At 72.1% G+C, this 11,342-nt stretch carries 11 protein-coding genes; 6 read left to right on the top strand and 5 right to left on the bottom strand.

Translation table 11 applies throughout. The features are described from left to right. Nucleotide 1: 1 nt before the first annotated feature. A complete protein-coding gene (locus FXF68_RS01645) occupies nt 2–445 on the top strand; it encodes an acyl-CoA thioesterase (RefSeq protein WP_148757036.1) in 444 nt (147 codons plus the stop codon). After that, complete coding sequence (locus tag FXF68_RS01640; RefSeq protein WP_246178172.1) at nt 442–978, top strand: flavin reductase family protein; 537 nt, start codon at nt 442–444, stop codon at nt 976–978. The genes FXF68_RS01645 and FXF68_RS01640 overlap by 4 nt, the downstream gene beginning before the upstream one ends. A gap of 214 nt (nt 979–1,192) precedes the next feature. On the opposite strand, the gene FXF68_RS01635 is transcribed toward FXF68_RS01640, so the two are convergent. Next, a complete protein-coding gene (locus tag FXF68_RS01635; RefSeq protein ID WP_148757034.1) occupies nt 1,193–1,981 on the bottom strand; it encodes a helix-turn-helix domain-containing protein in 789 nt (262 codons plus the stop codon). Nucleotides 1,982–2,619: 638 nt separating this feature from the next. On the opposite strand from FXF68_RS01635, the gene FXF68_RS01630 reads away from it, so the two are divergent. Then, nucleotides 2,620–3,291: a ScbR family autoregulator-binding transcription factor gene (locus FXF68_RS01630; protein ID WP_148757032.1), complete on the top strand. Its 672-nt coding sequence runs from the start codon at nt 2,620–2,622 to the stop codon at nt 3,289–3,291. 131 nt (nt 3,292–3,422) lie between these two features. Here the strand turns inward: FXF68_RS01630 and FXF68_RS01625 are convergent, their stop codons facing one another. The 4 genes from FXF68_RS01625 to FXF68_RS01610 all read right to left on the bottom strand — a co-directional run bounded on the left by FXF68_RS01625 (nt 3,423) and on the right by FXF68_RS01610 (nt 8,212). Next, nucleotides 3,423–5,048 (bottom strand): DHA2 family efflux MFS transporter permease subunit, encoded by a 1,626-nt coding sequence (locus FXF68_RS01625; protein ID WP_148757030.1) that lies wholly within the window; start codon nt 5,046–5,048, stop codon nt 3,423–3,425. 16 nt (nt 5,049–5,064) lie between these two features. Then, nucleotides 5,065–5,871, bottom strand: a complete 807-nt coding sequence (locus tag FXF68_RS01620; protein ID WP_148757028.1) for a class I SAM-dependent methyltransferase — start codon at nt 5,869–5,871, stop codon at nt 5,065–5,067. A gap of 153 nt (nt 5,872–6,024) precedes the next feature. Continuing rightward, nucleotides 6,025–7,674, bottom strand: a complete 1,650-nt coding sequence (locus tag FXF68_RS01615) for a helix-turn-helix transcriptional regulator (RefSeq protein WP_148757026.1) — start codon at nt 7,672–7,674, stop codon at nt 6,025–6,027. An 88-nt stretch (nt 7,675–7,762) separates the two neighbouring features. Continuing rightward, complete coding sequence (locus tag FXF68_RS01610) at nt 7,763–8,212, bottom strand: pyridoxamine 5'-phosphate oxidase family protein (RefSeq protein WP_222869766.1); 450 nt, start codon at nt 8,210–8,212, stop codon at nt 7,763–7,765. A 292-nt stretch (nt 8,213–8,504) separates the two neighbouring features. Between FXF68_RS01610 and FXF68_RS01600 the strand changes: the two genes are divergently transcribed. From FXF68_RS01600 to FXF68_RS01590, 3 genes are all read left to right on the top strand, one after another. Further along, nucleotides 8,505–9,044, top strand: a complete 540-nt coding sequence (locus tag FXF68_RS01600) for a hypothetical protein (RefSeq protein WP_187437658.1) — start codon at nt 8,505–8,507, stop codon at nt 9,042–9,044. Between the two features lie 180 nt (nt 9,045–9,224). After that, nucleotides 9,225–10,556 (top strand): aminotransferase class V-fold PLP-dependent enzyme, encoded by a 1,332-nt coding sequence (locus tag FXF68_RS01595; RefSeq protein ID WP_222869765.1) that lies wholly within the window; start codon nt 9,225–9,227, stop codon nt 10,554–10,556. Nucleotides 10,557–10,604: 48 nt separating this feature from the next. Further along, complete coding sequence (locus FXF68_RS01590; RefSeq protein WP_222869764.1) at nt 10,605–11,285, top strand: winged helix-turn-helix transcriptional regulator; 681 nt, start codon at nt 10,605–10,607, stop codon at nt 11,283–11,285. The last annotated feature ends 57 nt before the right edge of the window (nt 11,286–11,342 follow it).

The following is an 11,342-nucleotide window of genomic DNA, read 5'->3' as shown; positions in this document are numbered from 1 at the left end:
CATGGCGGAGTATTTCGAGTACCTCCACACGGTCGGCTTCGAGGAGACGAACCTCGTCGGCAACGTCTACTACGTCAACTACCTGCGCTGGCAGGGACGCTGCCGGGAGATGTTCCTCAAGCGGAGGGCGCCCGAAGTGCTCGCCGACCTCCAGGACGACCTGAAGCTGTTCACCCTGAGGGTCGACTGCGAGTTCTTCGCCGAGATCACCGCGTTCGACGAGCTGTCCATCCGGATGCGGCTGATCGAGCTGGCGCAGACGCAGCTCGAGTTCGGGTTCGACTACGTCCGGCTCGGCGACGCGGGCGACGAGACGCTCATCGCCCGCGGGCGGCAGCGCGTCGCGTGCATGCGCGGGCCCAGCGGGCGGACGGCCCCGGCGCGCGTCCCGGACGTCCTCGTCCGCGCGCTGGCGCCGTACGCGCAGGTGGGGAGCCCGGCGTGAGCGCGCACCCGCCCGCGTCCGAGGAGCTCGGCTCCGAGGCGGTGCGCCGGACGCTCGGCGCGTTCGCCACCGGCGTGGTCGTGATGACCGTCGGCGGCGAGACCCCGCACGCGATGACGGCGAACTCGTTCACGTCGGTGTCGCTCGACCCGCCGCTGGTGCTCGTCTGCGTGGGCCACGACGCGGTCATGCACGCCTGCATGGAGGGCGCCGAGCACTTCGGGATCTCCGTCCTCGCGGCGCACCAGCACGGGCTCGCCCGGCACTTCGCCGACCGGGGGCGTCCGCTCGGCGCGGCGCAGTTCGAGTCGGTCGACTGGTCGCCCGGACGGGCGACCGGCGTGCCCGTGATCGGGGGCGCGCTGGCGGCGGTGGAGTGCGAGGTCTGGCGGCGCTACGAGGGCGGGGACCACTCCATCTTCGTGGGACGCCTGCTCTCCCTGGAGCGCCGTCCGCATGCCGCCGCCCTCCTCTTCCACGCCGGGCGCATGCTGACCCTGGACAGCGCGCGGTCGCTCCCGCGGCCGACCTGACCCGCTCGAAGGCCCCGGCCCGCCGCGTGCTGCGCGGCGGGCCGGGGCCGTGTCATGGCGTGGTCCGGACGTGATCCGGAGGGCGGGTCGACGGGAGCGTGGTCGATCGAAGTCGGCGTGATGAGTGGGCGGCGTGGTTATCGGCGTGGTTGGTCGGCGTGGTCGGTCGGCGGCGGCGTGGTGGTGAGCGGGTGGCGTCGGGTCGGCGGGCGGGTCAGATGGCGGCGGTGGCCATGCCGCGGGGCTCCAGCGGGGCCAGCAGGATCGGCGGGTCGAGCGGCGTCGCCGGTCTCAGCCGGACGTCCGCCGCCGACGCGACGCTGCCCGGATGGACGACGATCGGCCCGTTGACGCCCACCGCGGGAGTGCGGTCGGGCCCGGTGACGTCGGTCCGCATCGCGCCCTCGCCGCCCAGGCCCGGAAGTTCGGAGCAGGCCATCTCCGAGCAGGCCAGGACGTGCCACTCGCCCGGCGGAACGTTCTTCAGCGAGTACGGGCCGGGGCCGGGCAGCTCGGCGCACCGCACCGGCCAGCCCTGCGGGATCGCGTCCGGGAACAGGCCCACGAACGTCTGGCGGCCGTACATGCCCTCGGGGAGCGTCACCATCCCGTGGATGGTGGCGGACCCCTGGTCGTCGTGCCGGTGCCCGGAGATCCCGTCGCGCGGCGGCGTGCCCCCGGTCTCGCGGTAGACGCTCGGCGCGACGCCGACGTTGATCTTGAAACGGGAGCTGAACGTGCCGACGCTGGAATAGCCGACGCGGTTGCTGATGTCGGCGATGCTCAGCTTCGTCTCCGTGAGCAGGCGCTTCGCCTCCTCCAGCCGGAGCGCCGACAGGAACCTGCCCGGCGACGTCCCGGTGGAGTCCCGGAAGATCCTGGAAAAATGGAACTTGCTGAACATGGCGATCCTCGCCATGTCGTCGATCGTGATCGGTTCACCCAGGTTCTCGCGCATCGCGTGGATCACGCGTGCTATGGACCGCTCTACGCTGTCCTCCATCGTGTCCCCCTGGTCGGGTGTCCTATGCGTTACAGATATCGCAGACGACCTGCCGTCCTGCGGGTGACGACTCGTCATTTCCCCCCGACCGCGGACCTTGCCCGCGGATGTTTTCAAGCTCTGGAGAACAGCCCACCCCCAATGCGAACCGATGGCTGCCGAAGCCGGAGCCGGCGAGGACGGCGGCACTCCATCGGTGATCAACTCTGGACTCCGGTGCAACATTTGGCGACGACCACTCTCAGTGAGGAGTCATGCTGGCCGGGTAGCAATTCGGCCCCGCTCACGTATGAGCTCAGTTCCCATTCATTTAAAACCGGCGAGTTGGTTTTCGCAAGCGCCAGATGTGGCCAGGTCCGCCTTCCGGTCGTTTTGCAAAGGCAGGGGTTGATCAACTGGCGAGTCTCTGGTATTCCTCACGGCCGATCGGCAAGTACGATTACCGCGGTTGCAAGTGGCGCATCTCAGCAGGTCAGAAGGCAAGTAAGCGGCGGTTGCCAGAACGGCCTGAGGCGTGTCCGTATCGAGACACCTCCTTAGTGTGACTGCCTATTGATTATCATCGTGGAAACGGGCATTGTTGACTACGCGCAACATGAGTCACCGTGCTCCCCGCCCGCTGACAGAGGGGTCGCCAGATGCAGGAACGGGCCAATCGAACCCGCGTGCAGATACTCCGGGCGGCCGCCGAGCTGTTCGAGGCCAAGGGGTATGCGGGTGCCCGGCTGGACGAGATAGTGGCGCGTCCAAAAATGAGCAAAGGTGCGCTCTACTTCCACTTCTCCTCAAAAGAGGCGCTCGCCACCGCGATCCTTGACGAGTATCGCGAGCTTTGGCCATCGCTGATCAACTGCATGCGCGCCGAGTTCCCCCGCGCGATGCCACTATTGTTCGCGCTCTCGGGCGAACTCGCCGGGCGCTTCCGCGCCGACGCCATCGTCCGCGCCGGAATTCGCCTCACCATCGAACGAAGCCTGGTCTCGCCTTCGGTGCGCTCTCTGTTCCAGCATTGGGCGGACGAGATCGGCGAATTGCTCCGGGAGGCGCGCACGCAGGGCGACCTCGCCCCCGACGTCGACGTCGAGGCGGTCGCCGGTTTCCTGGTCGCCGCCTTCACCGGCTGCCAGCAGGTCTTCGCCGCGATGGGGGACCGCGAGGAACCGCTGCGCTGCGTCCGGACGATGTGGGCCTCGGTGCTCCCGGGGCTCGTCGAGCCCGGCCGGCTGCCGGAGATGCGGCGGCTGCTGGACGAGGTGACCGACGCCGGCGCGGCGCCCGAGGTCATGGCCCTCCACACCACGCGCTCCTGAACCACCTGGGCCCGGTCCCGGAACCCCCGGTCCCGGAACCCCCGATCCCCGCACCCCCGAGGCGCGCGTGCGCGGCGGTTCCGCCGGCCGGAACGTCCCGGCGGAACCGCGCGCACTTGCCGACCGGCGTCTCACCCCACCGGATCCTGCTGCTGGCGCGGGGGCATGGCCTCCGCCGCCTCCGCGGTCGTCGCCGCCTTGGCCGCCTTCGCCCGCCTGGGCAGCAGCAGGAAGGTCGGGGCCACCACCAGCAGCAGGATGATGAGCATGTAGAGCGTCGGACGTTCCGCCGCGGCGAACGCCGCGCTGTAGGCGTCGTGCGTCAGCCGCTGGACGAGGCCGGCGTCGCCGCCGGGACCGGCCTGCTGGCCGGAGGCGAACCCGCCCTCGCCGACCGCCTTGCTGAGCTCCGAGACGAAGCGCGCGCGCTGCTCGGGCGGCAGCTGCCGCGCGACGCGCTCGGCCTCGGGCGTGATCTGGTGCGCGAGGCCCGTGCTGAGCGCCGCCCCGACGACGGCGATGCTGAGCGCCCCCATCATCTGCCGGCTGCTGTTGAACACGCCGGACGCGGCGGCGACGAGGCGCTCGGGCAGGTCCATCATCGCCTCGGTGGTCGCCGGGGCCATGATGAACGCGACGCCGATGCCCACGACGAACAGCGGCAGCAGGAAGTCGGTGGACGTCGAGGTCGCCGACTCCACCACCGCCATCGCGCCGAACCCGGCCGCGAGCACGAGCGTCCCGCCGAAGATCAGGTAGCGGGCCCCGGTCCGGTCGGTCAGGCGTCCCGCGACGGCCGCGAAGATGCCCATGGCCAGGGCCATCGGGACGTAGGTGAGGCCGGTGCGCAGCGCGCTGTGCCCCGACACCGACTGCAGATGCAGCGTGACCAGCAGCGTCACCCCGTACATCGTGAGGTACATGACGGAGTTGAGCAGCGTGGCGACGGTGAAGGCGCGGTAGCGGAAGAGGTTGAGCGGCAGCAGCGGCTCCGGGTAGCGCCGCTCCCACCAGACGAACGCGACCAGGATCAGGGCTCCGGCGACCAGGATGGCGGGGATCGAGATGACGCCGGTCACCTGGCCCCAGTCGTAGCGCTGACCCTCGATGAGCCCGTAGGTGATGGCGCCGAGCCCGGCCGTCACGAGGAAGACGCCCATGAGGTCGAACTTGTGGCGGTTCGCCGGTCTCGCGTCAGGCACGAACAGCAGCGTCAGCACGATCGCCGCCGTGCAGACCGGCACGTTGATGTAGAAGATCCAGCGCCAGCTCCAGTCGTGCAGGATAAGACCGCCGAGGACGGGCCCGCTCATCGCGGAGATGCCGATCGTCCCCGTCATCACGCCCATCGCCGCCCCGCGCCGTTCGGCCGGGAAGATGTCGGAGATGAGCGTCATGACCTGCGGGACGAGCAGCGCCCCGGTCACTCCCTGCAGGAACCGGGCGAGCACCAGTTGGGTGACGTTCTCCGAGACGCCGCAGAGGGCGGAGGCCACCAGGAACCCCACCAGGCCGACCAGGAACATCCTGCGGGCGCCGAGCACGTCGCCGAGCCGCCCGCCGGTGACCAGCAGCGCGGCGTTCACCAGCACGTAGCCGTTGACGACCCACAGCACGTTGTCCATGTCGCCGTCGAGGCCCGCGGCGAGGCTCGGGAGAGCCACGTTGACGATGGTCGCGTCCAGCGAGACGACGAGCATTCCGAGGCTGAGGGTGGTGAGGACCACCCCCGGATGCTTCAGCGCGGTAGAGGTCATGTCGGTCCTCCGGCTCTCAGGCCTTGACGACGATCGTTTCGAGGTAGTCCGCGTGGGCGACCAGCGTGCCGTCGGACGCCTGGTTGCCCGCGCTCCACACCGCGACCATGTCCGCGTGCAGCGCCTTGCGCCGCTCGTCGTCGAGGCGCTCGAACGCGCCCCGGGCCGGGCCGTACCAGGCGCGGAAGTACTCGACCGCGAACTCGACCGACGGGTGCCGGAAGGGCTGGGCCTTGCGGACGCTTTCGACGGACCGGGCGCGGCCGGCGAACAGCTCGCGCGCCCGCGCCGGGGTGCCCCACTCGAACGGGGACCGCAGCCCCGGCGGCGGCTGGATGTACTTGCCGATGGTGGCGGCGTACTCGCCGATGATCCCGTCGGGGCACCAGGCGAGGACGCCGATCCGGCCGCCGGGCCGGACGACGCGCAGCAGCTCGTCGGCGGCCCGCTGCTGGTCGGGCGCGAACATGGCGCCGAACGTGGAGACCGCCACGTCGAAGTACTCGTCCTCGAACGGCAGTTCCTGGGCGTCCGCCGTGTGGGTCTCCAGTTTCAGGCCCTCGGCCGCGGCGAGCCGCTCGGCCTTGACGAGGCCCTCGGGCACGAAGTCCGTGGCGGTGACCTCGCAGAACCGGCGGAGCGCGGCGATCGAGGTGGTCCCCGTCCCGGCGGCCACATCGAGGACGCGTTCACCCGAGTGCAGGTCGAGCGCCTCGCACAGCGACTCCGCGTACAGCGGCGGTGTATGGGCGGCCAGTTTGCTCAGGTCGCCCAGGGACCAGGCCTTCTGCTGGGCCTGCGTCACGATGGCGTATTCGGTCATGGAAGCGACGCTACGGACGGCGGGCCGGTGGCGGCTTCGGCCGAGCGGGCCAACCGGTCACCCCGGGGGAGTGGCCCGAACGGGCCATGCCTCCAGCGGGAGAGCGGTGCCTCCAGCGGGAGCGCGGCCGGCGCGCCGGGTGGGCCGGACGGGTCAGAGCAGGTCGACGCGGGAGGCGTAGGCGACGGCGGCGGCGCGGGACGGGAGGTCGAGCCGGGTGAGGATGTTGGCCACGTGCCGCTTGACGGTGTGCTCGCTCAGCACGAGCCGTTCGGCGATCTCGCGGTTGGTCAGCCCCACCGCCAGCAGCCGCAGGATCTCCACCTGGCGGGCCGTGAGTTCGAGGGTGGACGTGCGCCGGGCCAGCCCGACCAGCCTGCTCGCCCGGCGGGCGTCGGCGATCGCGCCCAGTTGCTCGAACGTCTCCTGCGCGGCGAGGGCCTCCTGGGCGGCGGCGCCGGTGCGCCCCCCGTCGGCGAGGATGGCGGCGAGGTCGAGCCGGGCGCGGGCCGCGTCGTACGGGCCGCGGGCGCTCTCGAACAGCTCGACGCCGCGGGTGAGCAGCGTGATGGCCTGGTCGGTGTCGCCCCGCATGCCCCAGCCGACGCCCTGCGCCCACAGCGCCGAGGCTTGGAGCGCCTCGCCGCCGACGTCCCCGGCGATCTCGGTCAGCTCCTTCGTCGCACCGGGGAGCAGGTCGGGGCGCTTCGCCGCGGCGGCGGCCCGGACGAACGCCTCCAGCACCGGGCCGCGCTCGAGGCGGTCCTCGTCGGAGATGCCGTCCAGGACACGTTCGAGGACGTCGACGGCCTCCTGGGCGTCGCCCCGGTCGAGCAGCAGTTCGGCCTTGCCGAGCCGGGCCGCGGGCAGGGACCGGCCGCGCTCGAAGAGTTCGGCGGCCTCGTCCCAGTGGCCCTGGCGCCGGCGCAGCTCGCCGAGGCGCGCCCACGCCTCGGCGGCGAACCGCGGGCGCTGCTCCTGGAGCTCGTCCGCGGCGCGCAGGAGCTGGGTCTCGGCCTCGTCCCAGTCGCCGCGCCACAGCAGGACGGTGCTGTAGTGGGTCCGGCAGCGGGAGAAGGGCGAGCCGAGGTCGTAGCGGCGGCAGAAGTCCATCACCCGGCCGCACCACTGCTCGGCACGCTCCCAGTCCCGCGTCTGCTCGCAGCCCTGGACGAGGTAGCAGGTGGGGATCCAGACCGAGCCGACCTCGCGGACCTCCCCGGCCAGCGCGGCGGCGGCCGCCTCGTCCAGCAGCCGCATCCCCTCGCTGATCCGGCCCTGGCTCACGTAGGCGGTGCCGCTGAGCGCCATGCCCTGGATCTCCAGGTCGGGCGAGTGCAGCCGGCCGCCGATCGCCATCGCCTGCTCGGCGTAGGCGACCGCGTCGGTGAGCTCGCCGCGCAGGCGCGCGGCCATCCCCTCGAACAGGGCGAGGAGCCCGTGCTCCTCGCTCTCGGGCAGGTCCGCGAGGAGCCGCCTGGCCCGCTGGAACCAGCCCTGCGCGACCGCGGCCTCGCCCCTGAACTGGACCGCTCCGTTGCCCAGCCAGGCCGAGACGCGCGCCGCGCCGCAGTCGTCGCCGACGGCGCGGTAGTTGCGGTACGCCTGCTCGTACCGCTCGGTCATCTCGGCGTCGTCGTCCAGCCACCACGCGGCCGCCGCGGCCCCTTCGGCGGCCGTGGCCTCGGCGGCCGCGTCCAGCGGGGAGGCGAGCGCCGCGGCGAACCTCGCGTGGGCGTCCCGCCAGGCTCCGCGGCGCAGCAGGTCCCATCCGTCGAACAGAACGCCATCGGTTGCCGTCACGCTGCCATCATCGCTCACCCCCGGCCTGGCGGCATCCCTGGACGGGCCGGTGATGATCAACGATCTCCGATCGCGCGCCGCCGCCCGGTCACGGCCAGTCGGTCTGATCCTGCGACAGCCAGTTCTCCGGACGCATCGAGACCGCGATCATCATGGGCGTCGCCTCGGCGGTGGCCTGGACGAACGCCTCGCCGAAGTCCGGGCCCAGGTAGCGCGCGGCCAGCTGCTTGCGCTCGTCCGGCGTGACCGTCTCCTGGATGGAGACCGGCCCCTCCACGGTCACGTACCGGTAGGGCGGCTCCGGCGACTGGACGCAGAGGGTGATCCGGCCGGCGCGGCGGATCATCTCGGCCTTCCGGCTGTCCCCGCGCGTGATCACGCGGACGTCGCCGCCGGGCTCGTAGGCGTACCAGATCGGCAGGGCCAGCGGGCCGCGCCCCTCCCGGGAGACGGTCAGCACGGCGGTGTGCGCCTCCGCGAGGTACTTCTCCCGCGCTTCCGGGCTCATCTGCGGCGGTCGGGTCAGTTCCTGCGTCACAGCCGGTTCCTTTCGTCGAAGCCGCCGCGGGGACACGGCCGGTGGGCTACGGCGATGGACGCTACGGCGGACCCGAACTGATCGGCTTCGCCTGCGCGGGCCATTCGGGGCGGCGGAGCATGGCCCGAACGAGCCATGCCCCCGCCGGGCCCGCGCGGGACCTGCGGGCGGCCCGCGTCGGCGGCCGGTGCCCGGCCTTCTCGCAACTATCCAAACGTGTAGCAATCTGAGAGATGCCGGGGTGCTTGGGGCCGAATCACTATGTATTTACACACCGATTGGAGGGGTTTTCATGACCCAGACCGCCACCATCCTCGGCAGCAAGCACTTCGCAGGCGTCCGCCTCGACGGCGAGATCACCCTGCACTTCCTGCAGGGCGAGACGTTCGACTGCCGCAACGTCGAGGGCATCAGCGGCGTGCGCACCGCGTCCGAGGTCACCCGCGACGCCGACGGCCGTCCGCAGGTCGCCCTCGAGCGTCTGCTCACCCACTTCCACAGTGACGAGGCCGACATCCTCATCGAGCAGAACCACGCCCGCCAGAACAAGGGCACCCTGACCGGCCACGGCGAGGAGCTGCTGCCGGGCACCGCGACGTTCGAGCAGTACCTGCTGATCACGGTCGGCGACAAGGTCTACGCGAACCGCGACGCCCTGGTCATGACGTCCACCGACGTGTCTGAGTGGGCGCCGGTCGGCTCCACCTTCACCTCGAAGGCCGCCGTGGACTTCTACGCGGTCGACGAGATCGACGACGCCGACGCCAAGCCGGTCCTCACGCTGGCCGCCAAGTGCGCCGCCGAGATCCGCGACGAGCTGAGCCTCGGCTGAGCTCCCACCGCGGTGAGCTGAGCCTCGGCTAGCTCTCAGTGGGCAGAGGAGGCCCCCGGATGGCATCGGGCCGGGGGCCTCTTCTCACATGTCACGCACCTTTTCCCCGCGTTTTCCCCGCGTTCCTCCCCGCCGCCCGTCCGGTGCCGCCCCGATGCCATCCGACGCAAGGAGTCCGCCGTGATCCGCAGGAACGCCAGGCCGAGCCGAAGAGCCGTGATGCGCGGCGCGCTCGCGGGCGCCGGGATGTCCCTCGCCGCGCCGGGCGCGGCGGCGCTCGCCGCGGGACCCGGCGAGTCGCGCGGCGAGCGCTTCGACCCGGGCGACTGGGCGTCGGTCCGGGCGCAGTTCCCGCTGAACCGCCGCCACCTCCAGTTCACGGCCTACTACCTCGCCGCGCACCCCGCGCCGGTCGCGGCCGCGATCGACCGGCACCGCCGCGCCCTCGACCGGGACACCGCGATCTACGTCGAGAGCTTCGACGCGCGGCAGGAGGCGGTGCGCGAGGCGGCGGCGGCCTTCCTCGGCGGCGGCCCCGACGAGATCGCGCTCACCGACAGCACCACGATGGGCCTCGCCCTCCTCTACGCCGGGCTCCGCCTGAAGCCGGGGGACGAGGTGCTCACCACCGAGCACGACTTCTACGCGACGCACGAGTCGCTCCGCCTGCGCGCCGCCCGGAGCGGCGCGGCGGTGCGGAAGGTCCGGCTCTACGAGGACCCGGCCGCCGCGTCCGCCGACCGGATGGTCGCCCGGCTGCGCGCGGGGATCACGCCGCGGACCCGGGCCGTCGCCGTCACCTGGGTCCACTCCGGGACGGGCGTGAAGCTCCCGGTCCGCGCCGTCGCCGACATGGTCGCCGACGCCAACCGCGGACGCGACGAGGCCGACCGCGTCCTGCTCTGCGTCGACGCCGTGCACGGCTTCGGCGCGGAGGCGCCCACCCCGCTCGAACTCGGCTGCGACTTCTTCGTCACCGGCACCCACAAATGGCTGTTCGGCCCGCGCGGGACCGGCGTCATCTGGGGTACCAAGGCGGCCTGGGCCCGAATGGATCCGACGATCCCGAGCTTCTCGATGCCCGCGCTGCTCGGGTGGTGGAGCGACAAGCCGCCGGAGGGCCCGGCGGCGGTGCTCACCACGCCCGGCGGGTTCCACACCTACGAGCACCGCTGGGCGCTGCCCGAGGCGTTCGCGTTCCACCGGGCGATCGGCCCGGCGCGGATCGCGGCGCGCACCCGCGAGCAGGCGGCACAGTTGAAGGACGGCCTCGCGCGGATGCGGCACGTCACGCTGCTCACGCCGCGCGACCCGGCCGTGTCGTCCGGCCTCGTGTGCTGCAACGTCACCGGGCGCAAGCCGGACGAAGTCGTCGCCGAGCTGCGCGAGGAGCACGGCATCATCGCCAGCGTCACGCCGTACCGCGACCAGGCGCTGCGGTTCGGGCCGAGCATCGTCACGACCCCGGCCGAGGTGGACGCCGTCGTCCGGGCGATCGTCGGGCTGGGATGATCCGCCATGCTCGCTCCCGCTGATCAACAAGCGGTATATGATCGTGAAGTGCCGGTACGAGAGAAGCAGGCCGAGAGCGGGCGCCGCCGCCGCGCCTACGGGCAGTACTGCGGGCTCGCCGGGGCGCTCGACGTGATCGGCGAGCGGTGGTCGCTGCTGATCGTCCGCGAGCTGCTCACCGGTCCCTGCCGCTACAACGAGCTGCTCGCCAGCCTGTCCGGCATCGGCACGAACCTGCTGGCCGCGCGGTTGCGCACGCTGACCGAGGCGGGCGTCGTGCGGCAGGTCCCGCGGCCCGGCTCCAAGGTGCGGGCGTACGAGCTGACCGAGCTCGGCACGGGCCTGCGCGGCGCCGTGCTGGAGCTCGCCCGCTGGGGCCTCGGCGTCCTCGGCGCGCCCGCCGCGGGGGACCTGGCACGCCCGCGCTGGGGCGTGCTGGCGCTGGAGGCGATGATCGTCCAGGACGCGGCGGGCCCGGACGAGACGTACGAGTTCCGCGTCGACGACGAGGTCTTCCACATCCGCGTCGCGGACGGCGCCGCCGGGGTCGTGCAGGGCCCGGCGCCCGGCGAGCCGGTGCTGGTCGTCCGCACCGACGCGTTCACGTTCATCGAGATCGGCGCCGGGCGGCTCAGCCCCATCGAGGCGACGCTGACCCGGCGCCTCGTGATGGACGGCACCGACCAGGCGATCATGCGCTGCTCGCGGCTGCTCGGCCTCACGGCCTGACCACCCGTGATCGCCTGGTCGGCGGTGCGGTTTCGTATGGTGTTCTCCCTCGCCCGC

Source organism: Actinomadura decatromicini, assembly GCF_008121305.1.
Taxonomy (GTDB): Bacteria; Actinomycetota; Actinomycetes; order Streptosporangiales; family Streptosporangiaceae; genus Spirillospora; species Spirillospora syzygii.
This window is presented reverse-complemented; position numbering and strand designations above follow the sequence as displayed.